A 25,810-nucleotide genomic window follows, 5' to 3' on the forward strand; every position below is an offset into this window, starting at 1 on the left:
AGGAGCACGGATTGGAGGAGACGATGAAAAGAGAGAAGGGGAAAGTTCTCGGTAAGGCAAGGATCTCTGTAAAGCTGGCATTTCTGTATATGGCGCTGCTTTTGGTATCATGGAGTATTATATTTTTCATATTTTACCGGGTCAGTGATAAAAATGCCATGGATTCCGCCCAGGCGCTTTCGGCTCAGACCCTGAATACAGTCAGCAAAAATATTTCAACCCTCATAGATAACACGGCGTATTATTCCAGGATCATATTGTCCAGCAGCGATATTACAAAGGCGCTGGAGATGAAGGATGAAAAAATGCAGAAGGAAAGCCTGCATCAGTTTACCTCACTTGTGGATACAGAGACGCATATCAATGGTATTTATATGTGGGATATGGACAGCCACGGCTGCAGTATTGATAAAAACCATGTGAGGACACTGCGCACGGAAGAGATCAGAGAGACAAACTGGTATGAGGAGGTCAGGGAACTGGCGGGGTCCTACTGCTTAAAATTAAATGCGGACCGGGTCCTGACACAAAGCAGGGCGGAGACCACAGTGTCCCTTATCCGGGTGATCAATAACCCTACCGATTACAGACCTGTGGGGATTTTAATGATCAATATGGATCTGAATGCTTTTACGGACAGTTACAGCGGTCTGGATGAAGAAAGCGTGCCTGTTATATATGTTCTGGACGATACGGGAAAGATCGTCACATCACAGGCAGAGATGCCCCTCCCTAAGGTAAAAGAGTCACTGAAAAGTCATAAGAACAGCAGCAGATTGTATCTGGCGCAGCAGGATATAGACCATATAAGCTGGAAGGTACTGGCAGGGGTGCAGATAGAGAACGGATTGGAGCAGTCAGGGATTGGCGGGATCATCTTTGCAATGGCTATGATATTCCTGGCTTTGTTCTGCGGCACCGGTTACGTTATCATGAAGCGTTATGTGGCAGACCCTCTGGAGGAGATGGCAGGCTCAATGAACCGCATGAGCGGAAGAAAGTTTGAAAAGATCAGGATTTATGAAAACCGTCACAGGTCATTTGGAGAGATGGAGATTTTGGAGAGCACTTACAACGAGATGGTGGATGAGATCGACGCCCTGATCGAGAAAGTTTATGAGGAGGAAAAAATAAAGAGAAAGGCAGAGCTGAATGCCCTGCAGGAACAGATGAAACCGCATTTTCTCTACAATACTATTGACGCCATGAGCTATCTTGCACTGAGTGGGAAGAATGAGGAGGTATATGATGCGCTGGAGGCTTTTGGCAGTTATTACAGGATACTGCTGAGTAAGGGAAGAGAAATGATCTCCGTCAGGGAGGAGGCAGAGATGGTAAAAGACTATCTGGAACTGCAGAAGTTAAGGTATGGGGATTCCCTGCATTATGTGCTCAATATAGAACCGGAGATACAGGGGACATTTATCTTAAAGATGGTGCTGCAGCCCCTGGTAGAAAATTCCGTAAATCATGGAATACGCCATAAAGAAACTCCGGGCGTGGTGTATGTGGAGGGTGTTGAAGAAGACGGGTACCTGAAATTCACAGTGGAGGATGACGGTGTAGGTATGGAGGAAGATAAAATAAAGGAATTGAACAGAGAGAATATAAGCACGAATGAAAAAAGCTTTGGCCTTAGGGGGACCATAGAGCGAATGCGGATCTTTTACGGATCAGATATTGATTATACCATCAATAGTAAAAAGGGAAGAGGGACGACCATTGTGCTGCGGGTGCCGGTTTGCTATGAAGGAGATGAGGGACATGATTAAAGTAATGCTTGTGGAGGATGAAGTAGGTACCAGAAATCTGCTCAGGATCATTGTGAACTGGGAAGAGTTTCATATGAAGATCGTGGGTGAGGCACAAAACGGCAGGGAGGCGCTGTTTCGTATGCAGGAGGAGATGCCGGACCTGGTAGTTACAGATATTAAAATGCCTATCATGGATGGGATTGCCCTGGCGGAGGAGATAATGGAAAAGTATCCGGCGGTAAAGGTGATCATTGTCACCGCGTATGATGATTTCAAATATGCGCAGAAGGCCCTTCGCGCCGGTGCAGTGGATTTTATCCTGAAGCCTTTAAAGCGTCAGGAGGTGAAGGATGCGCTTCTGCGGGTGGGAAGGCAGATTGAGACCGTGGAGGAGGGTGCAAAGGATGTGATTGACCAGATACGGGATTACATGGAGGAAAATTACGCGCAGAGCAGCCTCTCACTTTCCAAGGTGGCGGAGAAATATTATTTAAATTCCAGTTATCTGAGCCGTACATTCAGAAAAAAGACGGGGGTCCCGTTTGTGGAGTATTTAAATAAGATCCGAATCAAACACGCCTGTGATTATCTCAAGTCAGGCAATTGGAAGGTATATGAGATCGCAGAGAAGGTGGGGATTCCGAATCCGGACTATTTTGGACGGTGTTTTCGGAAATATATGGGAATATCGGTCAATGATTATAAAAAAAGTAAAATATGTGAGGATTGATGTAAAAATACTGTGTTCAAAGTGATGGGGGATATCCTCTATACTATAACTGTAGCAAGAGATAAGGCATAAAAAGCTATAGTAAGTTAAGGGAGGAAAAGAGAATGAGAAGGAAAATCGCAATGTTTTTATGTGCAAGTATGGCAATGGGTCTGCTGGCAGGCTGCGGCGGGGATGCAGGGGGAAGCGCATCGTCAGAGAGCAAAAAGGATAAGAGCACAGAGGCTTCAGACAAGGCGTCAGGGGAAAAAGTGAAACTGACGTTTTGGAAATCTCCCCATTCAGACCGTGAGGATGACATATGGGCAGGCATGATCCAGGACTTCAACAAAGAAAATCCCGACATTGAGGTAGAGTTTCTGAATGTGGCATGGGATTCCGTGGTTGAGAAAGAGACTGCAGCATTTTCAGCAGGGAGCGGCCCGGACATCAGCTTTCAGACAGAACAGTTCCCGTTGTATGCCAAGAATGGATATCTTCTTTCTCTGGATGATTATGCGGATGATGAGAAATTGGCCGGTTATCCGGAATCAGCCCTGGAGTATTGTTCCCAGGATGGAAAATTGATGGGTATACCCTTTGTGGCATTAAATTCAGTTATGTTTTATAACAAAGATATGTTTGAGGAGGCAGGCATCACCCAGGTTCCCACGACCTGGGAGGAACTGAGAGATACAGCTAAAAAGCTTACCCAGGATAAGGACGGCAATGGTGAGACTGACCAGTGGGGCATGATGTATGAGATGGATGATTACTGGCAGCCCCTGAGTTATATTATTCAGGCCGGAGCGGATATGTGGAACAAAAACCTGACAAATATCGGGTTTAATAATGACCAGGGTGTAGAGGGGTTAACTTTCTTTGACCAGCTTTACCATGAGGACCAGGTGGTTCTGCCCCTTGAAAAATATACGAACAGGGATGAGGAGCGGGCATATTTCTATAACGGACAGGTAGCCATGTTCCCGCAGCAGATCCACTATACCAACATCATCAAGGAGGCGTCGGACATTGATCTCGGGGCATTTGCGCTTCCACAGGGTCCGGCCGGTGATGAGGAGCACGCTAAGTGGAATTTTGCCAATATAGGAATGCTGTCAATCTCCAGCCAGACAAAATATCCGGATGAGGCATGGAAGTTTGTTGAGTTTATCACCAGGCCGGAAGTTGAAAAAATATATCTTTCTGAAGTAGGGTTCTTCTCCCCGCAACTTGCCACCAATGACATGATGTACGAGGGCGATGAGATCATGGCTGTAGCAGCGGAGGGAATCAAGAAATTACAGGTAAGCCCCGCTTCTGATTATGCCAATGCAATGCTTCAGAATCTGAAGATCATGTATGAAAATGTTGCGAGGGGTGAGAAGTCACCTGCAGACGCCATCCAGTCCATGTATGACTCTATGAAGGCAATCAGCGGAGAATAAGCAGTAGGGACTGTTAAGCAGTCCGTGAAAGGCCGGATAGAAAGAAGGGCTTTTGCAGTGGGGACGTATCTGCATTGCAAAAGTCCTTTGGTCATTTAGGAGGATGGTGTATTTATGAATAAGAGAAGACTCAAAGAATATGCGGTATCCTATAGCTTTTTACTGCCGTTTGCGGTATTCTTTATTGTTTTTACCGTGGTACCTATAGGATACGTTTTTTATCTCAGCCTGCATGACGGAAATTTTCTGCAGGCACAATTTGACTGGGTGGGGCTGAAGAACTTTAAGGATGTGCTGCAGACACCTGACTTCCAGAACGCGTTTAAGAATACGTTCATCTATATGCTCATTGAAGTTCCGGTAAGTCAGTTTTTGGGGATCTTTTTTGCACTTTTGATCAAGAAAAAAACACGGTTCAGCCATGTGTGCGAAGTGATCTATTTTCTTCCCATGCTGATATCCATGGTCGTTGCCAGTGTTTTGATCTCCTATATTTTATCGAATAACGGGCCTCTGAACCTGCTTTTCCAGGTATTAGGAATGAAGCCCATCAGTTGGCTCAACGGCAGATTCAGCGCGAAAATGGCAGTTATGATACTGGAGCTTTGGAAGGGAGGCACCTTTTTTATCTTTGTTTATATGTCGGCAATGCGTTCCCTTCCGGCGGACTGTCTGGAGTCCTCCAGGATTGACGGGGCAAATGTGATCCAGGAGACGATCTATGTGGTCCTGCCCCTTATCAGGAACGCCATTATTTTATGTGTCACTATGAACACGATCTGGCAGTTCCAGATATTTGAATCCGTATATATGCTGACAAACGGAGGACCTCTTGGCGCCACCCAGACTGTAATATATGAAATATACCAGTATAGCTTTAAGTATTACAGGGTCGGATTCGGGGCAGCAGCCTCACTCGTATTCCTTTTTGTGATCCTGCTCATATACGGACTGGAAAACCTGCTTCTGAGGGAAAAGGAACAGACAAAGAGAAGGGGGAAGGGGTATGAACAAATATAGAGTGAAGAAAAGATTTTTTTCCTTTCTGAAGGCATTTATGTTATTTCTGCTGGTAGTCATCATTGCTTTTCCTTTCTGGCAGCTCATTGTATCTTCCATGCTGGACACTAACGCGATCATCAGTTATCCGCCCAAATTCTGGCCCGGCGGCGGTTCCCTGGATAATTATACAGAGGTTCTGAAAATGCAGGGAGGGGCGTATCTGCGGTGGATGGTGAACAGTATTTTTGTGGCGGGAAGTAATACGGTGCTGGTGGTTTTGGTAGCGTCCATGGCAGGATATGCCTTTGCAAAAAGACGGTTTCCTGGCTCTAAGGTTTTGTTTAACGTTGTGGTCGCCACCCAGATCATTCCCAGCGTGACGACCTTGATTCCTCTTTTTCTGATCGTTTCTAAACTGGGATGGGTGAATACATATAAGTCTCTGATCTTTCCCGGTGTGGCCAGTGCTTTTGGCGTTTATATGATGACACAGTTTATGAAGGATATTCCGGATTCGCTCTTAGAGGCAGCGAAAATAGATGGATGCAGCAATTACGGGACCTTTTTTAAGATTGTACTTCCCATAACGGTACCCCAGTTAAGTCTTCTGGCGATCTTTAACTTTACCCAGCAGTGGGGAAGTCTGACATGGCCGTTGATCACGGTAAATGAGACCATGATGAAAACACTTCCCCTGGGAATTGCCTCCATGAAGGACTTAAACGGAACTCTGACAGGAACCATAATGGCAGCATCTATGATAAGTTTTATCCCTCTGCTCCTTGCATTTATTTTTGCAAGTGATAAATTTATAGAAGGAATGACATTGGGAGCCGTGAAAGGATAGAGAGTATGAAACGAATATTGTGTTATGGTGATTCTAATACCTGGGGGCATGATCCTGAACCGGAGGGGGAAAACTTCCGGTATGGAGATGATGTGAGATGGACCGGGGTCTTGCAGAAATGTCTGCTGGGAAGAGCAAAGATAATCGAGGAGGGACTCTGTGGTCGTACTATTATGTTTGACGACCCAACATCTCCGGACAGAAACGGGAGAAAGTTTCTGGGCTGCAGCCTGCAGAGCCATCAGCCGTTGGATCTGGTGGTCCTTATGCTGGGGACAAACGATGTCCGGCACATTTTTACCCCCAGTGTAAAGGAGATTGCAGCAGGTATGGCGAACCTTGTGAGAATGGTGCGGAATCCGGATACCTACTGGGTTGGCAAAAGACCGGAAGTATTGGTGATCGTCCCGGCACCGGTGCGGGACGAAATTGCAGAATCTGATTTTTACGGTATGTATGATGAGGAATCAGTGAGGAAAAGCAAGGCTCTTTATGCTGCTTATGAGGCTGCTTTGAAGGATATGGACGGCGTCCGTCTGCTGGATGCCGGCAAGACTGCAGAGGTTTCGGTAAAAGACTGTATCCATCTGACCCGGGAGGGACACAGGGACCTGGGAACGGCCGCAGCAAAATGTATTGAGGAGATACTGAAAATCTGAGTTTATTGAAGGACAGCATGGGTGATAGCAGGTGGAAAAACAGCAGAAGATTATTTTATTGGGGTTTTTGTTTCTATTGGCAGCGATCATACTACTCTGCTTACGGTTCTTTCCAAGGTTCGAGGAAAAGAGAAGCAGTGAGGAAGAGAACGTGATAAATCTGCAGCTGTGGTATCCATGGGAAAATGAGGGGGAGGCGTATAAGAAATCTTTTCTTGAGGCTGTGGAAGCATATAACAGCGCCCATGATGAGGTACAGATTTGGGCAGAAGGAACAGAGATGGAGTTGTACAGGGAAAAACTGCCGTCCGCCATTGCGTCCAATGATACTCCGGATATTTATTTTTGTTTTGGAGACAGTTATCTGCAGGGGGCAGCGAGTTCAGGCAAACTGCTGAAGATGAATGAATATCTGTCTGAGGACATTGGCAGCAGGCTCCATGAGGATGCGGCAAAAGGCCTGGCTTATGAGGGAGGGATTTACGGCCTTGGGTTTTCTGAAAACATAGCAGTCCTGTTTATAAACATGGAAATGTTTGAATCATACGGATGCCGGGTTCCATCGGACTGGGATGGTCTGCTGGAGGTGTGCCGGGCGTTTATCTCCAAAGGTATCACGCCTTTTGCCTGTTCAGGTGACACGGATACAGGCTTCAGGCTTTACCTGGAAAGCATATGTATAGGCACGGCCGGCGGTGACGTATGCGCAAGAGTGCTGCAGCAGGAGGGGACCGTGGAGGAGATGGCCGCGTTTGCAGATGGTGTGGGCAAGTTCTGCCGGCTCAGGGATATGGGGGCATTTGGAGATCCCCTGTTTCCGAGAAGCACGCAGGATGTGGAAAATGACTTTTATCTTAGCAAGATTCCCATGTATCTGGCAAAAAGTGATTTCGCCGGGAATATTATGCAGGAGAACAGTCCCCTCTATGGAAAGTTATCTGCAGTGCCGTTTCCCGGACTGCAGAATGCCGGGCAGGTTCTTGGAGGCATCAGCGATGCTTTTGTTGTAAACAAGGCAGCAGCATATCCCAGGGAGACCGTACAGGCTTTGGAGGAGATCCTGCAGGATTTTGCCCTCAGGTTATACGAGAGAGGGGCAGGGATTCCGGTGTGGGATACCGGCCGTGCGCAAAAGCCTGAGGGAGATATTTATTGGCAGATCCGAGAGATTGCGGATACGGCAGAAAACAGGATGCAGTATTGGGAATTTTATCTGGATAGGCGCAGAGCCGAGAGGTTTATGAAAAGCTCTGAGGAGCTGGGCGGGGGAAATATATCCCCGGAACAGTTTGTTGAAGAATTGTGTACGGCAGGTTGAAAGATCAGCAGAAAAAGATCATGGCAGGCGGATTGAATAAGTCCGGCTGCCATTTCATATGCTTCCTTATACTCATGGAAGTATTAGGGCTGCATAGATATTGCTTTTTTCTTTCCGTAAGGCAGAGACTTTGTTATAATAAGTGGCAGAGGCGGTCAACTAATGGTTGAATTTTGAAAAAAGATTGAAAATCAACCGACGGTTGCTTGTAAATGTGCTCAGATTGCGGATATGCTGTTAGTATCTTAAAAAGACGACGCGCCGTTTTATCAGATAATCTTCGTACAATTGTGAGACTATTGGTCACAGTGTGGGAAAGCGATGGGTAGTGAACGATAACATAAAGTTACTTATAAATTAAAGGTAACAGTTCAGACAAGCTGAACCGTTACGCATCCAGCCATTAAAAATCGCTTCGCGATGGGCTGGATAAAGCTGGCACTACTTTTTCATACGGTCAGCGCAGTAAATGCGCAGACTTGTCTGAATTGTTACAATTAAAGTTACTTATAAATTTCTGAAACAGGAAAGCTGAATGGGTGAAAAGTATGGATGAGAATACAAATATGAAAACAGCAAATATCCGTCTTCCGGAATCATTTGGAGACAGGATTTCATTTTTAAGAAAGTTAAAAGGACTGACACAGGCGCAGCTTGCAGAGAAACTGGGAATTTCGGCACAGGCGGTGAGTAAATGGGAAAGCGGTCTCTCCTGTCCGGATATTATGATGCTGGTTCCCCTGGCCGATATATTCAATGTCAGTACAGATATGCTGCTGGGTGGCGGTCAGCTCACCGGATGTGAAGTGACTCCGGGTCAGAATGCGGAAGCAGACCGGGAAAAGAGATTCCCGGGACAGACAGCTGCAGAGGAGAGAACGGAAGCTTCTAAAGGAATGCAGAACCAGGTTGGATTGGAATGGCAGGTTGGCGTTGAATGGCAGATCAAACCAGAAGAAGGCAGCAGGACGGGAGAGGAAGAGACAGGCGGAGCCAATGGATATGGTAAAGCGGACAGCCAGGCAATAGCAGCAGATGCAGGAGTAGCTGATGGATATGGTAAAGAAGACGGCCAGGCAGGGGCAGCAGATGCAGGAGTAGCTGATGGATATGGTAAAGCGGACGGCCAGGCAATGGCAGCAGATGCAGGAGTAGCCGACGGCTATGGTAAAGCGGACAGCCAGGCAGGGGCAGCAGATGCAGACGGAGCGCAGGTTCAGAGTAAAACAGAGGACCAGGCAAAAGCAGAGGGGTCCGCCAACTGGCAGAGCCGGACCGGACAGGGAACTCAGGCCGGACCATCTGATACAGAAGGCCAAAGAACACAGGAGAATGTAAATCGGGAAGCTGACAGAGCTGGGGAGAGCGGAACGCACCAGGATTCGTCCAACAGGAGGAAATGGGAGGAAGACTGGAAAAACGGTACCCTTGAAATCAGAAAGGTTTTCCGGGAGAATAATGTGATGATCCATTCCCTGCATATTGACATCGGTATGGCTGACGCCATTATCCGTGAGGGTGATGAGTTTGCCCTTGACCTATCCTGTTATCCCAACGGAGACTGCAGAGAAGAGGTAAGGGACGGGGTCTGGAAGATCAAAGACAGAGGATATAAGGACCTGTTTTTACTGAGCAACATCACAAATATATTTTCAGAACGAAAAATAATCATCATTATACCCAGAGGATATCATTTCAAGGATGTGAAAATAAAACTGGGTGCAGGTAAACTGGTGGGCAGAGGAATACTGACAGATTCCAGCAGCCTGGACCTGGGAGCCGGTGAGATTGTGCTGGCTGATTATTATAGTGGTGACGCCAAGATTAAATGCGGTATGGGAAAAGTGATGCTGGAAGGACAGATGCGGGGCAGATGCAAACTGGACTGCGGCATGGGTGAGATCGCAGCCAGCCTTGTGGCACCTTCCGAATATGGCTATAGAGTCAAAGTAGGTATGGGAGATGTCAGAGTCGGGGAAAACCGGTTGGGAGGCATGGGAGGTACTTATAAGGTGAACAACAACGCGGAGAACTTCTTTGATATCAACTGCGGAATGGGGGCAGTGAAGGTTTTATTTGATGAATGAGAATTAGGAAAATAGCATCAGCAATGCAGAAAAGCAGCGGGAACCCAATGAACCAATGGGGTCCCGCTTTATATTTACAGGGGGTCTTTGGCAATAGACTGAAGAACATTAAGTGCATCCCGGTCATCGTCCGTGAAGGAAAAATGTTCATCAATACATTTTCTGGCTAAATTCAGATCTCCTGTCTTAATGGCATGGTATAACTCATTGTGTTCCTGGATCAGCAGATCAATGGGATAAGCGTCCTCAATCACTTTGGAAACCAGAGATATGTTCTGGTTATAGAGGTAGGACAGGGCATTGAGCAGGAAGATAAACATGATATTCCCCGAAGACTCAATGATTTTGGCATGAAACTGGCGGTCCCAGTCTGTCCGTTCTTTAGAAGTGGTGCTGGCATTATAATGCTCTATGATCCGGCCCAGTTCCTCTATTACTTTTTCGTCCCCCTCTTCAATGATGTTTCGGATAGATTCGGACTCTATACAGCGCCGCAGCTGAATGAGATCGTCCGTTTTTCCGTTGTTCAGAGTGTACAGCAGGGAAAGGTTATTTGTGGTTCTTTCCTGGACTTTATTTACAATAAAATTACCGCCTCCCTGACGGCTTTCACAGATCCCTATGACTTCAAGGGCTTTCAGGGCTTCTCTCACAGAAGTCCTGCTCACGCCGAATCTCTCAGACAATTCCTTTTCTGTAGGCAGCCTCTGGCCCACTTTAAGCTGTCCGTCAATGATCATGTCTTTAATCTGTTCTACAATATATTCATAATTTTTTTTGTTTCCTATAACATCAAACATAGTTTCCTCCGATTTGTGCATCTCTTACATGATATAAAGCAAAATAACGCAGGCACAAGCCTGCCTTTTGTATAATTGTTATAATTTTACCACATTTCCCAAAAATAATAAAGCACTTATAACGAACGAGTTAAAAAGTTAACAAGGTAAAATGCATAAATGCAATTGACAGACAGTGTTTTCTGTGGTAATTTATAACCATAATAAATTTGTATGACAATATTACAATATCATAATATGAACAATAAGAGAAGAAAATCGTTCAGAAAAATAGGCAAGATAATGAATTGTGATTTGAAATACAAATGTAGGTCACGGGAAAATGTAATGAAAAAAGGTAACCGGACGGTTACAAAGAAAGGGGTCAAAGGATGAACAGCAGAGCAAAACGATACGTTGCAATTACTGCACTGGGACTGGTATACGGTACAATGTTTAACCTTCCGTATATCAAGTATGTTTTTTACGATGCTATGATTGACGGAATGGGGGTAAGCAATACAAAGCTGGGACTTCTGCTTACCGTCTATACCATTGTCAGCACCGCAGGACTGCTCCCGGGCGGTTGGATCGCCGACAGGTTCAAGACAAAAGGTATCATAGTGGGCAGTGCATTTTTAAATGGCATCATATGTTTTTTCTTTATGTTTACCATGAAAAACTATGCGTGTGCCATGATCACCTGGATCGTATCCGCAATAGCAGGTGTCACTGCATTTTGGGCAGCGATCCTCAAAGCAGTCAGGCTCATATCCCCTGAGGATGAACAGGGAAGGGCTTACGGTTTTTGGGAAGGCGTGTGCGGGCTGTCGGCCACGATTGGGAACTTTGTGGCCTTGTATGTCTTCTCAAGATTTGATAGTTCTACAGCTGCTCTGAAAGGCGCGGTTGCAAGTATGGGAGTCATGTGTTTGATCGGCGGCGGGCTGGTATGGTGGCTGTACGACGAGAACATGACATCCACGGACGAGAGAGGGGAAGAGAGAAAGCAGGTAAGCATCAAAGAAACATTTGCCGTGTTTAAGCTTCCTAAATTATATTTGAGCTGTATTATCGTATTCTGTAGTTATGGGTTCTTCAGCAGCCAGTCATTCCTGACGCCTTACTTTACTAATGTTCTGGGGGCTGCAGTTACATTCAGCGGTGTACTTGCTATTTTTAGGAGTTATGGACTTAAAATATTGGGAGGTCCTGTGGGCGGTGTGATCGCGGACAAACTTCATTCCCCTTCAAAGCTGGCAATTGGGTGTTACATCATCATGGCAGCGGTTGTCATTTATATAGCCAATGCAAAAGGAGGAAGTGAGCTGATCACCATTCTCACGGTATTGTCTCTGGTGCTTGCAACCGTATGTTTTATGGCGAGAGGTACCATGTGGGCCACCATAGGGGAGGCGGAGATCCCCCCGGAGATATCAGGAACAGCCATTTCCGTGGCATCTATCATTGGATTTAACATACCGGATACCTTTTTACCTCCGCTCCTGGGAAGCTGGCTGGATAAATACGGCAACACGGGATATGAGTATATATTTAATTTCCTTATCGGGCTGTGTGTGGTGGGAGTCATAGCCGCACTTGCCATGGTACTGTCAAATAAAAGATCAGCAGATAAAAAGATATCAGCAAATTAGAAAAGGGTTTTGCCGGAAAGGAAGGATATTATGCAAAAACTGAAACTGAATATTGAACGCTGCAAAGGATGCGGATATTGTGTGGATGCCTGCAGACAAGGGGCCTTATCACAGCCGGGCAGACTGAATAAAAAGGGATACAGCATTGTTGTGGCGGATGAGGAAAAATGTATCCGGTGCGGCATGTGTTACCGTATGTGTCCGGACTGCGTAATTGAAATCTTGGAATAAGGAGGAGAAGAAATGGCAGCAGAAAAAGTCATGATGAAAGGAAATGAAGCACTGGCAGAAGCAGCACTGCGTGCGGGATGCAGGTTTTACAGCGGATATCCCATTACTCCTCAGACGGAGATCCTGGAGTATCTGTCGTGGAGAATGGAAGAAGTGGGAGGCGAATTTGTACAGACAGAATCTGAGCTGGCAGGTGTCAACATGCTGTATGGGGCCGCTTCCGCAGGGGCAAGAGTGCTCACAAGCTCCGCAGGTCCGGGATTTGCCTTAAAGCAGGAAGGAATCTCCTATCTGTGCGCAGCAGACCTGCCGGCAGTTTTGATCGACGTTATGAGGATTGGCAACGGATTGGGAGATATTGCCCAGGGCCAAGGGGATTACTGGCAGCTCACCAGAGGCGGCGGCAACGGGGATTACAGGACGATCGTCCTTGCGCCAAACAGTGTACAGGAGAGTGCAGATCTTATAGGAGACGCGTTTGACCTGGCGGACAAATATCTTCATCCCGTAATCATCGCTTCGGATGCTGCCATTGGACAGATGATGGAAGCGGTATGCTTTAAGGAAATGAAGGAAGATAATATTGATAAATTTGACTGGTCGGTAAAGGGCTGTAAACCGGGGGACAAACAGAGGATTATCTCTAACGTGTGTTTTTATGGTCATCCGGATTATGAGGATTATCTCTGGAATAAATATAAAACCATGGAAGAGAATGAACAGCGGTGGGAGAGTATACAGACAGAAGATGCGGAAATCATTCTGGTGGCCTATGGGATATCCTCAAGGGTGGCAAAGGAGGCAGTGAGAAACGGAAGAAGACAAGGGTTAAAGCTGGGTCTTATCCGTCCCATCACTTTGTGGCCGTATCCTGTCAGGGCATTTGAGCGCTTGTCAAAGAACTTTAAGGGATTTATCAGCGTGGAAATGAATATTCTGGGGCAAATGGTTGATGATATCAAGTTAGCCACAGATTCCAGATATCCCATAGAATTTTACGGTACGTTTTTTGATGTACCGGAAAGTGAAAAGATAATTGAAATTGCTAAAGAAATGTTGGAAAGATAGGGGGTTATGTCAGTGAAATTAAAAGCACCGGAAACAGTTACATTCAGACCTACCTCATTTTGTCCGGGCTGCGGACATGGGATCGCCGCCAGACTGATCGGGGAGATCATAGATGAGATGGGGCTTCAGCAGGATTTTATCCCAACCGTAGATGTAGCCTGCGGAGCATTGAATATGGACACCTGGAGATTTGACACGGTTATGGCTGCACACGGCAGGCCGGTTGTTGTCGCCATAGGTGTGAAGAAGGTCAGGAAAGATAAATTATCAGTTGCCTATATTGGTGACGGGGCAGCGTATGCCATTGGTATGGCTGAGACCATGCACGCGGCACTCCGCAATGACAATGTGGTAGTCATTGTAATGAACAACGGAGTGTTTGGAATGACCGGAGGGCAGATGGCGCCAACTACTTTGATCGGTCAGAAGACCACATCATCACCGAAAGGAAGAGACCCGAAAAAGCAGGGAAAACCTTTTGATGTAGTAAAAGCTCTGGGACAATTTGATATTGCATACCTAGCCCGTGCCTCTCTTGACAGCCCGGCAGCAGTGGGCAAGGCAAAAAAATACATAAAAAAAGCATTTGAGAAGCAGTTGAACCAGGAAGGGTTCTGTCTGGTTGAAATTCTGGCCCCTTGTCCCACAAACTGGGGACTGTCACCGGTAGACAGCCTGAAGCATATTCGTGAGAAGACACTTTCCTACTATAAAGTAGGGGAATTCGTAGATAAGAAAGGAGAAGAAGAATGACAGAGATTATTTGTGCGGGATTTGGCGGCCAGGGCGTATTGATAACCGGCATGATTCTGGCCTACTGCGGTATGCAGAAAGGCAGACATTTTACTTGGTATCCTTCTTATGGCTCCGAAATGCGCGGGGGAACTGCCAATTGCAATGTAAAGATAAGTGAAGAGGAGATCGCAAGCCCTTACGCAAAGCATCTGGATATTCTGGTATCCATGAATGACGTGGCGATTGATAAATTTGAACCTGCCATGAAACCGGGGTCTGTTCTGGTGGTGAACAGCTCCCTTCTGGACGAAACACGGGTGTTCAGGGATGACATCAGAGTGGTAAAAGTACCCGCCACAAAAATTGCTTCCGATCTGGGAAACCCCAGAGGGACCAATATTGTTATGCTGGGCGCACTCTGCAAAGAAACGGGATTGTTTGAGGAGGATTTCATGAAACATTCCATTGATGAGTATTTTGCCAAGAAGGGTAAAGTGAATCCAAAGAACGCTCTTTGTTTTGACGAAGGGGTGAAGGCAGTTTCATAGAAAGCAGGTGTGCATATGGATTTAAATAAGCTGCTGAAGGCCAGGTCTCTTGCTGTTATAGGTGCCAGCGAGAAATCAGGATTCGGAGGAGATACCTGCAGGAATATTCTGGAGTACAGAAAGGACCTGAACAGGGTATATTTTGTAAATCCGGGCAGGGATACTGTTCTGGGAAGAAAATGTTATAAAAGTTTGTCAGAGATTGAGGATGAGATAGAACTGGTCATTATCTGTACCTCTCAGGTCACAGTCTGCGGCCTTCTGAGAGAAGCGAAAACAAAAGGCTGCGGCGGGGCGGTTGTCTTTGCCAGCGGGTACAGTGAGACCGGTGACGAGAAGGGAAAAGCGGCGGAGGATGAACTGAAAGCACTGGCAGAGGAACTGGACATAGCGGTTCTGGGGCCAAACTGCGGAGGATTCAATAATTATGTGGATGATGTGATCTCCTTTGCCTTTCCTGTTGAAAAGAGGGACAGAAGAGGAAGTATTGGGTTCATCTCCCAGAGCGGTCAGTTTTGCATTAACCTTATGGACAGCAGTGAAATGAGATTCTCTTACGCCATCTCTATTGGAAATGGAAAGATTGTAACTTTGGAGGATTATCTGGACTTTTTAGTTGAGGACGAGAGTACCGGCGTGATCGCAATTTATATGGAAGGAGTGCAGGATGCCGGCCATTTTGCCGACTGTCTGAAAAAAGCGGCTGAGAAAAGAAAACCTGTTATCATACAAAAAGGCGGAAGAAGTGAAAAGGGCGGAAAGATTGCAGCCTCCCACACGGGTGCACTGGCAGGTTCTGACCGTGCCTACGATGCTGTTTTTGATAAGTTCGGAGTTATTCGCGCAGATGATATGCAGGAATTGATGTCCACAGCACTTCTTCTGTCTACATTAAAAAAACTGCCGGCAAGAGCCTCTTTTGCCTCCATGAATATATCAGGTGGTGAGACGGGAATCTGTGCTGACATGGGCAGTGCCTTTGGTATACATTATCCTGACTTTGAGGAGGAGACGCTTACAAAACTAAGAGCCATGCTCCCATCTTTCTGCACACCGGGAAATCCTCTGGATATGACTGCTGCTCTCTGCTATGACAGTGACTTATATGCTGAAGGGCTGAAAGTTGTCATGGATGACCCTAATGTGGAAATGGTGCTGATTGGAATTACAATCCAGCTTGTGGTGTCAGACCCCACTATTTATAATATATACAATGGTGTAAAAAAGGTTGTGGAGCAGGGATATAAGAAACCTATTGCGATCCTGCCGTTTATTGAGGGAACCAGGAATTGGGATGTGGCAGAGAAATTCAGGGAAATCGGAGTGCCAATCCTTCCCAGCCCCAAGTATGCATTCTCGGCTCTCAGTCATCTCTCCAAATATATCGCCTACAATCATACCAGGAGAGAACTGTCACTGGCTGTTCCCCATAAAAAAGCGGGGGGCCGCAGAAAAGCGCTGAGTGAAGTAAAAAGTAAGCGTATGCTGCAGGAGAATGGGATCGCAGTGGAGCTGGGGATCGTTGTAAATGACAGAGAGGATGTCCTGGCGCAGGCAGAGAATGTTAAGTTCCCTATAGTTATGAAAATAGAATCGGATGATATCCTGCACAAATCTGATGTAGGCGGTGTCATTCTCAACATTAAAAATGAAAAAGAAGCCCTCAGTGCCTATGATACGATCATGGAGAATGTGAAGAACAGGGCACCCAAGGCAAGGATCAACGGAGTGCTCATGCAGAATATGATGTCTCAGGGAACGGAATTGATCCTGGGTATAAAAAGGGATGCGCAGTTCGGCCCTATGCTGTTAGCTGGGCTGGGAGGTGTCTTTGTGGAGGTGTTTGGGGACAGTTCTCTGTATCCCATCCCCCTGAATAAAGAGGAGGCTCTCCATATGCTGGAGGCACTAAAGTCTTATAAAATGCTGAAGGGATACAGGGGAACAAAAGCCAGGGACGTGAGTGCAGTGGTGGATATGATGGTTTCCATATCTGATTTCGCTGCGGCCCATAAGGACCATATCTGCGAGCTGGATATTAACCCTCTGTTTGTATATGAAGAGGGGCAGGGGGTAGGCGTTGCTGACGCGTTAGTGGTGTTGGAGGAGTAAAGCCCTCTGCGGATGGAGGTGTGGCCCTTGAAGGGAATAGATATCTGTTTTGTAGTTTTTTATATGGCCATGATGCTGGGGATCGGAATCTATACGTCACGGAAACAGAGTAATATGGAGACTTATTATGTAGCGGGCAGAAAACTTGGCACCATATCCATTGCCTGTCTGTGGATCTCCTGCTGGATCGGAGGTGCTTCCGTGATCGGCACTTCCACGAAGGCGTATGATATGGGGATTACCGCCATATGGTATGTGGGTATCTTGGCAGTGGGATGTGGATTGTTCTCTCTTGTCTTTTCTAAAAAAGTTAAAAAAATCGGAGACCACCTGGAGAATCTTACATATCCGGATTTTATTGAGAGCCGGTATGACCACAGATGCAGATTTATTTCTACCATATGTACGTTGATCGGCATGATCGGGGTGACGGCCTCCCAGTTGGTAGCAAGCGGCGTGATCTTAAACACAATTACCGGATGGGGGAACGGTATATCCTTTACCGTAGCAGCGGTTGTCCTGATCCTGTATACCGCACTGGGCGGATATCTGGCAGTGACCTATACGGACTGGGTCCAGGTGGCGCTTTTGATGACCGGTGTTATCATTGCGGTTCCTTTTGCGGCAAAAGCTATTGGGGGCATGGGAGCCATCCGGGTTCTGCCTGACAGTTATTTTGACGTGGGTGCCTGGGGATGGCCAACGATCATAGCTTTTGCGCTGTCCACGCTGTTATCCTTTTTTACCACAATGGACAGCTATACCAGATGTATGGCGGCAAAAGATGCAGGGACAGCTAAAAAAGGCGGCCTGCTTGCAGCTGTATGTATATTGCCCATTGCGTTGTGCGCTACCTATGAAGGCCTGGCAGCCAAGGTTTTGATCCCGGATCTGCCTCAGGGAAGTAATTCATTGATACAGTTGATTTTGATCACATTTCCAAGCGGTATTAAGGGCCTGGTCATCACAGGGATTTTTGCTGCGATCATGTCATCTGCAGATATAGCGATTTTAACGGCATCAGCTAATGTGACCAGAGATATCTATCAGAGATATATCAATCCTAAGGCGAAGGATAAGACGATCGTCCGGCTGGGAACAGTAAGTTCTTTGATAATAGGAGGAATCAGCCTTCTGTTTGCCTGGATGAACCCGGATATTATGGATATTCTTCTTATTACTTTTACTTTCCTGTCAGCAGGGCTTTTTATTCCGACATTTTTTGGATTCTTCTGGCGCAGGGCAAGTATAAAGGCGGCATTTTACAGTATGACGCTGTCCATGATCACAGTGATCTTGTGGTATGTAGGGCAGAATCAGGGATGGGGTGTTGTATTTCGCATAGATGCTTTGTGGCCGGGGCTTCTGGTGTCAGCCATTGTTTTCTTCTCTCTGTCTCTTTTAAGGGGGCAGAGTCCCGAGGAAGTGGAAAAGATCAACCGTTTTTTGTTATAGAAAGGAATAGATTATGAAAATTATAATAGCAGAGTATCCGGAAACTGCGGATCGTGATCTGAGTATAGAAAAGTCAGTATTTCCCAAGGATGCGGAACTGGCGCTTGCCGTATATACAGAGGAGACGGAGGACGAGTTTATTGAAACGTGCCGGGACGCGGATGCTGTTCTGGTAGGTTATGTGGGGATCAGCCGGAAGATCATTGATGGACTGGAGAAATGTAAGGTGATCTCCGTGCAGGCAACCGGATGGAATTATGTAGATTCCGAGTATGCAAGGGAAAAGGGGATTGCGGTCTGTGCCATAGGAGAATACTGTACACAGGAGGTTGCGGACCATACCATAATGCTCATGCTTGCCCTTCTCAAAGGCTTGAAGACATATGAGAGAAGTGTACAGACAGACAAGGAATGGATTTACAACGCAAAGCCGGGATTAAAACGGATAGAAGGATTAAAAATGGGGATTGCAGGGTTTGGTAAAATCGGAAAAGCAGTTGCCAAAAGGGCGAAAAGTTTCGGCATGGAAATCCTGGCATATGATCCTTATATTCCTGACCATGTCATCCGGCAGATGGGAGCGGAACCTGTGACCATGGACGGTCTTTTGGAGCAGAGCGATGTAATTACCAACCATATGAATCTTACAGCAGAGAATCAGGGAATGTTTGATCTGGAAACGTTTAAAAAGATGAAGAAAAGTCCGATTCTGCTCAATGTAGCCAGGGGCGGCGCCGTGAATGAGGAGGATTTGGTATATGCTTTGGATCACGGAATGGTAAGCGGAGCAGGGCTGGATGTGCTATCCTCAGAGACGCCGGATATGGATACATGTCCTTTGGTGGGCAGGGAGAATGTGATCATCACACCACACAGCGCTTTTTACTCAACAACAACGGAATATCTGCTTTATAAAATTCCTGCTGAAAATGTGCTCCGCTGCCTGGAGGGTAATTATAAGGAGGCTAACCGTGTAGTGAATGGGGTGGGATTAGACTGAAGATTTGAGATATAATTGAAAAAGGTGCTGAAAACCTGGGTTTTCAACACCTTTTTCAACGTTCCCGAGGTGATTCGAACACCCGACCTACCGCTTAGGAGGCGGTCGCTCTATCCTGCTGAGCTACGGAAACATAATATTTTCTTACGACCCTATAATTCTATACTACCTAAAGGAAAATGTCAAGACACCAGCTCTTTTTTTTCTGGCTTATTCTGAAGATCGGTAACAGTTCAGACAAGCTGAACCGTTACGCATCCAGCCATTAAAAATCGCTTCGCGATGGGCTGGATGCCTGCTGGCACTACTTCTTCATACGGTCAGCGCAGTAAATGCGCAGACCTGTCTGAATTGTTACGATGATCGGTCGTAACAGAACATCTGCCAGAACTGTTGCCATTTATAAAAATAACTGCCAGTTATTGCACTCTATATTTGGGAAATATCGACAAAGTTTTCTTAATGTTTGTTAATATACTATTCATTGCAACAACGATTTGCTATAATAGTAGTACAGAAAGGGAATGGTTATTCACAAGCAAATAAAGAATGAAAGAGGTGAAAGATTATGAAGCGCAAAGTGAAAAGAATGCTGGCTATGTTTCTTACTTTTATAATGGTATTTTCCATGGGAACGGTATTTGTTTCCGCCGCCGAGGAGGGGGCCGGTAAGAGCACAGAGACAGCAGTAAAACCGGAACTGTCCAAGAAAACAGCGGACAGTGTGATCCTGAAGACAAAAGATGGATATGTGTATGGCATTCAGGAGAATGGAAGCACATGGAAATGGGCGGAAGATAAACAATATGATAAGACGGCAAAGACAGTATCATTTACAGGACTGAAAGCAGAGACGGAATATGTATTTGCCCAGAAGATGAAAGATGCGGAAACGGTACAGGATACCGATATACTGAAGGTAAAAACAGATGCTGCAGCAGTGCAGGCGGAGACTCCGAAACAGGAGGGAGCAAATACAGAAAGTCCCAAAGCTGAGGAGCCCCCAAAGGCAGATAAACCTCAGGATGAAGGCATGAACACAGAGCAGCAAAAACCTCAGGAGACAGATCAGACAGAGGCTGGGGCAGAAGGCAATAAGGCAGATGTGCCGGCAGAAACCCCGAAGCCGGATGACAGCAAGAAACAGGAAGAGAACACAGAGGTAAGTACCCCGTCAGGTACGGATACCACGGATAAGACCCAAGGCACAGAGGCTGTTGATAAGAACACAGCAGGAGACGCGGTAACGGATGATAATAACGGCCAAAAGACAGATGAGGCTAAGAAAGATGAACCGAAGGGTGAAGATACCAAGAGCGATGGATCTAAAACGGATGAATCCAAAACTGACGAATCCAAAAATGACGAATCCAAAACTGATGAGTCTAAAACCGATGAATCCAAAACCGATGCAGGGAAGGACAACGATTCAGGAAACCAGATAAATAACAAAAATACCACGCAGAAGGCCGAGACTCCAAAGTCGCCTCTGTATGACAAAGTGACTGACACAAGTGTTGTACTGAAGCCGGATGGCAATGTTGATTCGTATACTTACAGTTATAAGATGGTGTTAAAGGATAATAAAGCGAAGGCAGCAGATTTGACCAATGATACCGGAGAATTTTCAAATCTGACACCGGATACGGATTACCTGGCTTATATTATGGTAAAAGGAAATGATCAAGCACAACCTCCGTATGCGGACAGTGACTGGAGCCAGCCGACAGAGATCCACACCTTAAAAGCAGCGGCAGAGAAACCGAAAGCAGCGCCTAAGCTGGCAGAGAAGACAGACACCATGATCAAGCTTGATACTTCAACAGCAGGTCTGGAGTACGGTGTATATCTGGATAACAGTAAGATCAGCTGGAACAGTGAAGGTGAATTCAAGGGATTGACAGCAGGCAAGGAATACAGATTTGTCACACGCGTCAAATTTAATGAGAAGGAGCAGATGGAAGGCCCCATCAGTGACGTTTTGAAAGTCACCACCAAGAAGGCAGCTGCAGCAGCTCCTGAAGCTCCTGTATGCATTGGAAGAACGGAGAACAGCATTACACTCAGAGCTGTAAACGGACAGGAATATGCAATGCTTGAAAACGGAAATCCGGGTAAATGGCAGGACAGCGAAGTTTTCAGCGGATTGAAGGCAAACACAAGATACTCTTTTGTTACCAGAGTAAAATATAACCCCGATGAGGCAATGGAAAGCAAAGTAAGCGGCAGCTCTTCCGCAAAAACCATTATCGCGTTTGAAGGATCCGGTGTGACCGGCATTGAGGTAAATGGTGTCTATGATAAGAATGCTGTTGTAAACATTGCAGCAAATGGAAATGGTACAGATAATCAGAAACCGGAAGTACAGGATACCAGATGGGTTCCCGAGAGCTGGAAATGGGGAAGCTCTGCAAAAGGTACCTGGAAGAAAGCCCCGTACACGGCAAAACTCACACTGAATAAGGCCGGTAAGATGGAACTTGAAGTTGTTTTCAGCCTGCAGGAGTATACAGAAAAAGGCTGGACAGCTATGACCGCTGAGAAAAAGACGATTACGGTACCGTTCAGTGTAAAGGAACAATATACCATTACAGCTTCCGCAGGGTCCAATGGCAAGATATCTCCCTCCGGCAGCGTAAAGGTAATGGAAGGCAATGATGCAACATTTACATTTACTCCAAACAAGGGATATCAGATTTCCCAGGTGACAGTGGACGGTAAAGCCGTTTCAGTGAAAAACAACAAGTACACATTTGAAGACGTAAATGCCAACCACAAGATCTCTGTTACATTTAAGACTCTCACCAAGACAGTTCCGAAGACAGGAGATACTATGAATATGGCAGGTTATCTGATGCTGGCAGTTCTCTCCGCAGGTGCTGCGCTGGCAGTTGTGATCTCTGCAAAGAGAAAGAGAACGAACGGGAGATAACAGACAATAAGTAATATAAGGAGGCCCCGCCGGATATACCGTCCGGCAGGGCCTCCTTTTTAGATCGTGGTTTTTGTTTATTCTTCGGAGGAGGTATCCTGCAGGGCAAGGAAACCTTCTTCTCCTGTACGGATCTTTACTACATTTTCTATGTCGTATACAAATACTTTGCCGTCACCGATCTGTCCGGTATGAAGTATTGCTTTTGCTGTGTCAATCACCTTCTGTACAGGAACAAGGCTGACTACGATTTCAATCTTGACTTTCGGAAGCAGGTTCATATCCATTTCAACACCTCGGTAATAAGTGGTTGAACCTTTCTGGATTCCGCAGCCGAGTACATTTGTGATGGTGATACCTGTAACACCGATTTCATTCATGGCGTGCATAAATTCTTCCAGTTTGCTGCGCCGGGTAATAATAACAACTTTGGTAAGCTTGTGGACCGTTGTGCCTTCTTTGGGTATATCCCTGCAGGCCTCAGCGGGAGCCTGGGTGGCGGATGCGCCTTCTGCAGCAGGGGTATAGTTCTTTGTGGTGCCCATTACATGGGGGACCGTACTCATGGAATCTTGTGTGACAAAATCGGCGTAGCTGCTTGTAAGGCCGTGTTCTCTTACATCCAGTCCGGCTATTTCCTCGTCGGGGGAAACCCGGAGGCCAACGGTATGTTTGATTGTCTGGAATATGATGATCATAGTTACCACGACCCAGGCAGTTGTTGCAATGAAACCGATAAATTGAACACCTAACTGCTGGAAGCCGCCGCCTGTAAACAGACCTTTGGCTTCTGTGCCTGCACCGTCTGAAAAAAGGCCTACGCAGAGGGTTCCCAGTGCGCCGCACATGCCATGTACTCCCACAGCACCTACTGGGTCATCAATCTTGCAGATCTTGTCAATAAACTCGATTCCAAATACCACTACAAACCCTGCCAGGATACCTATGATGGCAGCAGATACGGGAGAAACAGTATCACAACCGGCTGTGATAGCTACAAGTCCTGCGAGAGCACCGTTCAGGGACATGGAAACATCCGGTTTTTTATACAGTATCCAAGTGATACACATAACAGTGATAGTGGCCACCGCGGCAGCCAGATTGGTTGTGACAAATATTTTACCTGCGGATACGATGGCATCTCCTTCCATGGAAACCGTGGAACAGCCGTTGAATCCAAACCAGGCAAACCAGAGGATAAATACACCTAAGGCTCCTACGGTCAGGTTGTGTCCGGGAATTGCTCTTGATTTGCCGCTCTTGGAATATTTTCCAATACGGGGGCCAAGGATCTTGGCACCTACAAGGGCAGCGACACCGCCTACCATATGAACAGCGCAAGAACCTGCGAAATCATGGAATCCCATTTTAGCTAACCAGCCGCCGCCCCAGATCCAATGTCCCGATATGGGATATACCACAAGGCTGATGAGAAGGCTGTAGATACAGTAAGAGGAAAACTTTGTTCTCTCTGCCATAGCACCTGAGACTATGGTTGCAGAAGTTGCGCAGAAAACGGTCTGGAAGATCAGAAAAGCCCAGAACGGTACACCATCGGGAAGCATCCCCGCACCGTAATTGGATTCGGAGGCAATACCGGCCACGGAACCAAAGAAGCCGTTGCCTGCACCAAACATGATTCCAAAACCAACCAGCCAGAAGGCAGGTGTTCCGATGCAGAAATCCATCAGGTTTTTCATGATAATATTGCCTGCATTTTTCGCCCGGGTAAAGCCAGTCTCCACCATGGCAAAGCCTGCCTGCATGAAGAAGACCATTGCGGCGCCTAAAAGCACCCAGATTGTGTTAACAGATGAAAAATCACTCATAAAATCTCTCCTTCCTTTTTCAAGATGAAACTCTTCACATTTTTTTAATGCACATTACAGACAAAAAGGGTGCGTACTTCAGAGTTATGGGAGACTCAAAAAATACGCACCTTTGCATAAAGAAAAATGTGATATATGTAATCGGAAAATGACTGCCGCCTGAAATGGCTGTACATCTCCGCAATTACTGTTGTGACAATAGAAATCCTGCAATGTGTGCAGCCTATTGTTTGTTATCCTCTGTGCCGCCTGTGATATCCATGGGATATTGGCCGTTAAAGCAGGCTTTGCAGAGAGGAAGGTGATCTGCCATAGACGAAAGATCCTCCAGCCTCATATAGCCCAGGGAATCAGCGCCGATCATGGCACAGATCTCTTCAGCCGTGTGGGAAGAAGCAATTAGCTGTTTGTTGGATGGAATATCCGTTCCAAAGTAACAAGGATACAGAAACGGCGGAGAACTGACACGGACATGAACGCTTTTAGCTCCGGCATTTTTCAGCATACGGATGAGGTTCGCCATGGTTGTTCCGCGGACGATGGAGTCGTCAACAAGTATGATCCGTTTTCCACGGACAACAGATTCTAAAACGTTTAGTTTAAGCCTTACGCTTGATTCACGTTCTTTCTGTGTCGGTTTGATAAAAGTTCTTCCCACATAGCTGTTTTTATAAAAGGCTAACGCAAATGGAATCCCTGACGCTTCCGAATAGCCTTTTGCTGCCGGAATCCCCGAGTCGGGAACACCGGTCACAAGATCTGCATCCGCAGGATAGGCTGCCGCAAGGGCGGCACCTGCGCGGATGCGGGCATCGTAGATGTTGACGCCGTCCAGGGTACTGTCCAGCCGTGCGAAATAGATGTACTCAAAAATGCAGTGAGCATGTGTCTTGTGGCATAGCTGGCAGTTGGAGGTGATGCCATCCGCTGTTATGGTGATGATCTCACCGGGGCGGATATCACGGATAAATTCTGCGCCGGTTGCTGAGAGGGCGCAGCTCTCGGAAGCAATGATATAAGAGGAATCACGTTTTCCAAGGCAGAGAGGTTTCAGGCCAAGAGGGTCCCGGACGCCGATCAGTTTGCGCGGGCTGGCGATGACCAGCCCATAGGCTCCGCGTATCTTTTTTGCCGTATGCAGAATGGCTTCCTCTACATTGTGTGTGTTAACTCTCTCCTTGGCGATGCAGTAAGCGATCACTTCCGAATCCGTGGTTGTATGGAAGATTGCTCCGGTTTGTTCCAGCTCACACCTGAGGTCTTGCGTGTTCACCAGGTTCCCGTTATGGGCCAGAGCAAGTGTTCCCTTTATATAATTCAGAACCAGAGGCTGCGCGTTTGAAAGGGTGGCAGCCCCTGTAGTGGAATAACGAACGTGGCCGATGCCCAGATTGCCGTGAAGCCCCTCAAGAATTTCATCCTTGAAGACCTCACCGACCAGCCCCATCCCTTTGTATGCATTCATGTTGCCTTTGGGGCCTTTGGTATCGCACACGGCAATACCGCAGGATTCCTGGCCCCGGTGCTGTAAAGAACAGAGTCCATAATAGATGGATGACGCAGCATCTTCCCCGTTGGGATTAAAGATGCCGTATACCCCGCAGGCCTCTTTTATTTCCATAGCAGACTGTGATTCCATGGG

20 protein-coding genes and 1 tRNA gene are annotated in these 25,810 nt (G+C 46.6%); 17 read left to right on the top strand and 4 right to left on the bottom strand.

Features of this window, described 5'->3' with window-relative positions:
• Positions 1–23 precede the first annotated feature (23 nt).
• From CI595_RS14645 to CI595_RS14680, 8 genes are all read left to right on the top strand, one after another.
• On the top strand, positions 24–1,772 hold the full coding sequence (locus tag CI595_RS14645; RefSeq protein WP_095174386.1) for a sensor histidine kinase: 1,749 nt from the start codon (positions 24–26) through the stop codon (positions 1,770–1,772).
• The gene (locus CI595_RS14650; protein WP_065543913.1) at positions 1,765–2,484 is read left to right on the top strand and encodes a response regulator transcription factor; all 720 of its coding nucleotides are present in this window, start codon (positions 1,765–1,767) and stop codon (positions 2,482–2,484) included. Before CI595_RS14645 ends, CI595_RS14650 begins: the two co-directional genes overlap by 8 nt.
• Positions 2,485–2,588: 104 nt before the next feature.
• On the top strand, positions 2,589–3,911 hold the full coding sequence (locus tag CI595_RS14655) for an ABC transporter substrate-binding protein (RefSeq protein WP_095174387.1): 1,323 nt from the start codon (positions 2,589–2,591) through the stop codon (positions 3,909–3,911).
• Positions 3,912–4,025: 114 nt separating this feature from the next.
• Positions 4,026–4,931: a carbohydrate ABC transporter permease gene (locus CI595_RS14660; RefSeq protein WP_095174388.1), complete on the top strand. Its 906-nt coding sequence runs from the start codon at positions 4,026–4,028 to the stop codon at positions 4,929–4,931.
• Positions 4,918–5,760, top strand: coding sequence for a carbohydrate ABC transporter permease (locus CI595_RS14665; protein ID WP_095174389.1), 843 nt, complete (start codon positions 4,918–4,920; stop codon positions 5,758–5,760). The genes CI595_RS14660 and CI595_RS14665 overlap by 14 nt, the downstream gene beginning before the upstream one ends.
• A gap of 5 nt (positions 5,761–5,765) precedes the next feature.
• A complete protein-coding gene (locus CI595_RS14670; protein ID WP_095174390.1) occupies positions 5,766–6,419 on the top strand; it encodes a GDSL-type esterase/lipase family protein in 654 nt (217 codons plus the stop codon).
• Between the two features lie 31 nt (positions 6,420–6,450).
• A complete protein-coding gene (locus CI595_RS14675; protein ID WP_095174391.1) occupies positions 6,451–7,737 on the top strand; it encodes an extracellular solute-binding protein in 1,287 nt (428 codons plus the stop codon).
• A 566-nt stretch (positions 7,738–8,303) separates the two neighbouring features.
• Positions 8,304–9,824 carry a helix-turn-helix domain-containing protein gene (locus tag CI595_RS14680; protein WP_106408382.1) on the top strand — a complete coding sequence of 507 codons (1,521 nt, stop codon included), beginning with the start codon at positions 8,304–8,306 and terminating at the stop codon, positions 9,822–9,824.
• A gap of 74 nt (positions 9,825–9,898) precedes the next feature.
• Here CI595_RS14680 and CI595_RS14685 read toward each other — a convergent pair whose 3' ends face one another.
• Positions 9,899–10,624 carry a FadR/GntR family transcriptional regulator gene (locus CI595_RS14685; RefSeq protein ID WP_162291884.1) on the bottom strand — a complete coding sequence of 242 codons (726 nt, stop codon included), beginning with the start codon at positions 10,622–10,624 and terminating at the stop codon, positions 9,899–9,901.
• Positions 10,625–10,995: 371 nt separating this feature from the next.
• On the opposite strand from CI595_RS14685, the gene CI595_RS14690 reads away from it, so the two are divergent.
• The 8 genes from CI595_RS14690 to CI595_RS14725 are packed head-to-tail and all read left to right on the top strand — an operon-like array spanning position 10,996 to position 19,407.
• The gene (locus tag CI595_RS14690; RefSeq protein WP_095174393.1) at positions 10,996–12,258 is read left to right on the top strand and encodes an MFS transporter; all 1,263 of its coding nucleotides are present in this window, start codon (positions 10,996–10,998) and stop codon (positions 12,256–12,258) included.
• Positions 12,259–12,288: 30 nt separating this feature from the next.
• Positions 12,289–12,489, top strand: coding sequence for a 4Fe-4S binding protein (locus tag CI595_RS14695; protein ID WP_095174394.1), 201 nt, complete (start codon positions 12,289–12,291; stop codon positions 12,487–12,489).
• Between the two features lie 12 nt (positions 12,490–12,501).
• Entirely contained in the window at positions 12,502–13,557 is a 1,056-nt protein-coding gene (gene vorB / locus CI595_RS14700) for a 3-methyl-2-oxobutanoate dehydrogenase subunit VorB (RefSeq protein WP_095174395.1), read from the top strand.
• 6 nt (positions 13,558–13,563) lie between these two features.
• Positions 13,564–14,310: a thiamine pyrophosphate-dependent enzyme gene (locus CI595_RS14705; RefSeq protein WP_095174396.1), complete on the top strand. Its 747-nt coding sequence runs from the start codon at positions 13,564–13,566 to the stop codon at positions 14,308–14,310.
• On the top strand, positions 14,307–14,840 hold the full coding sequence (locus tag CI595_RS14710; protein WP_095174397.1) for a 2-oxoacid:ferredoxin oxidoreductase subunit gamma family protein: 534 nt from the start codon (positions 14,307–14,309) through the stop codon (positions 14,838–14,840). The genes CI595_RS14705 and CI595_RS14710 overlap by 4 nt, the downstream gene beginning before the upstream one ends.
• Before the next feature lie 15 nt (positions 14,841–14,855).
• Positions 14,856–16,952: an acetate--CoA ligase family protein gene (locus tag CI595_RS14715; protein ID WP_095174398.1), complete on the top strand. Its 2,097-nt coding sequence runs from the start codon at positions 14,856–14,858 to the stop codon at positions 16,950–16,952.
• Positions 16,953–16,979: 27 nt separating this feature from the next.
• Positions 16,980–18,407 carry a sodium:solute symporter family protein gene (locus tag CI595_RS14720; RefSeq protein WP_095174728.1) on the top strand — a complete coding sequence of 476 codons (1,428 nt, stop codon included), beginning with the start codon at positions 16,980–16,982 and terminating at the stop codon, positions 18,405–18,407.
• Between the two features lie 13 nt (positions 18,408–18,420).
• Entirely contained in the window at positions 18,421–19,407 is a 987-nt protein-coding gene (locus tag CI595_RS14725) for a C-terminal binding protein (protein WP_095174399.1), read from the top strand.
• A gap of 59 nt (positions 19,408–19,466) precedes the next feature.
• Here the strand turns inward: CI595_RS14725 and CI595_RS14730 are convergent.
• Positions 19,467–19,540, bottom strand: a tRNA-Arg gene (locus CI595_RS14730).
• 435 nt (positions 19,541–19,975) lie between these two features.
• Between CI595_RS14730 and CI595_RS14735 the strand changes: the two genes are divergently transcribed.
• The gene (locus CI595_RS14735) at positions 19,976–22,339 is read left to right on the top strand and encodes an InlB B-repeat-containing protein (protein ID WP_095174400.1); all 2,364 of its coding nucleotides are present in this window, start codon (positions 19,976–19,978) and stop codon (positions 22,337–22,339) included.
• A gap of 77 nt (positions 22,340–22,416) precedes the next feature.
• Here CI595_RS14735 and CI595_RS14740 read toward each other — a convergent pair whose 3' ends face one another.
• Positions 22,417–24,168, bottom strand: coding sequence for an ammonium transporter (locus tag CI595_RS14740; protein ID WP_095174401.1), 1,752 nt, complete (start codon positions 24,166–24,168; stop codon positions 22,417–22,419).
• A gap of 223 nt (positions 24,169–24,391) precedes the next feature.
• Entirely contained in the window at positions 24,392–25,807 is a 1,416-nt protein-coding gene (purF, locus tag CI595_RS14745; RefSeq protein ID WP_095174402.1) for an amidophosphoribosyltransferase, read from the bottom strand.
• Positions 25,808–25,810 lie beyond the last annotated feature (3 nt).

The organism is Blautia hominis (genome assembly GCA_002270465.1).
Taxonomy (GTDB): Bacteria; Bacillota; Clostridia; order Lachnospirales; family Lachnospiraceae; genus Blautia; species Blautia hominis.

Bases quoted from the DNA above. Each gene is read 5' to 3' on its own strand.
- CI595_RS14645 (WP_095174386.1), top strand. From the start codon at position 24: ATGAAAAGAGAGAAGGGGAAAGTTCTCGGTAAGGCAAGGATCTCTGTA.
- CI595_RS14650 (WP_065543913.1), top strand. From the start codon at position 1,765: ATGATTAAAGTAATGCTTGTGGAGGATGAAGTAGGTACCAGAAATCTG.
- CI595_RS14655 (WP_095174387.1), top strand. From the start codon at position 2,589: ATGAGAAGGAAAATCGCAATGTTTTTATGTGCAAGTATGGCAATGGGT.
- CI595_RS14660 (WP_095174388.1), top strand. From the start codon at position 4,026: ATGAATAAGAGAAGACTCAAAGAATATGCGGTATCCTATAGCTTTTTA.
- CI595_RS14665 (WP_095174389.1), top strand. From the start codon at position 4,918: ATGAACAAATATAGAGTGAAGAAAAGATTTTTTTCCTTTCTGAAGGCA.
- CI595_RS14670 (WP_095174390.1), top strand. From the start codon at position 5,766: ATGAAACGAATATTGTGTTATGGTGATTCTAATACCTGGGGGCATGAT.
- CI595_RS14680 (WP_106408382.1), top strand. From the start codon at position 8,304: ATGAAAACAGCAAATATCCGTCTTCCGGAATCATTTGGAGACAGGATT.
- CI595_RS14685 (WP_162291884.1), bottom strand. From the start codon at position 10,624: ATGTTTGATGTTATAGGAAACAAAAAAAATTATGAATATATTGTAGAA.
- CI595_RS14690 (WP_095174393.1), top strand. From the start codon at position 10,996: ATGAACAGCAGAGCAAAACGATACGTTGCAATTACTGCACTGGGACTG.
- CI595_RS14695 (WP_095174394.1), top strand. From the start codon at position 12,289: ATGCAAAAACTGAAACTGAATATTGAACGCTGCAAAGGATGCGGATAT.
- vorB (WP_095174395.1), top strand. From the start codon at position 12,502: ATGGCAGCAGAAAAAGTCATGATGAAAGGAAATGAAGCACTGGCAGAA.
- CI595_RS14705 (WP_095174396.1), top strand. From the start codon at position 13,564: ATGTCAGTGAAATTAAAAGCACCGGAAACAGTTACATTCAGACCTACC.
- CI595_RS14710 (WP_095174397.1), top strand. From the start codon at position 14,307: ATGACAGAGATTATTTGTGCGGGATTTGGCGGCCAGGGCGTATTGATA.
- CI595_RS14715 (WP_095174398.1), top strand. From the start codon at position 14,856: ATGGATTTAAATAAGCTGCTGAAGGCCAGGTCTCTTGCTGTTATAGGT.
- CI595_RS14725 (WP_095174399.1), top strand. From the start codon at position 18,421: ATGAAAATTATAATAGCAGAGTATCCGGAAACTGCGGATCGTGATCTG.
- CI595_RS14735 (WP_095174400.1), top strand. From the start codon at position 19,976: ATGAAGCGCAAAGTGAAAAGAATGCTGGCTATGTTTCTTACTTTTATA.
- CI595_RS14740 (WP_095174401.1), bottom strand. From the start codon at position 24,168: ATGAGTGATTTTTCATCTGTTAACACAATCTGGGTGCTTTTAGGCGCC.
- purF (WP_095174402.1), bottom strand. From the start codon at position 25,807: ATGGAATCACAGTCTGCTATGGAAATAAAAGAGGCCTGCGGGGTATAC.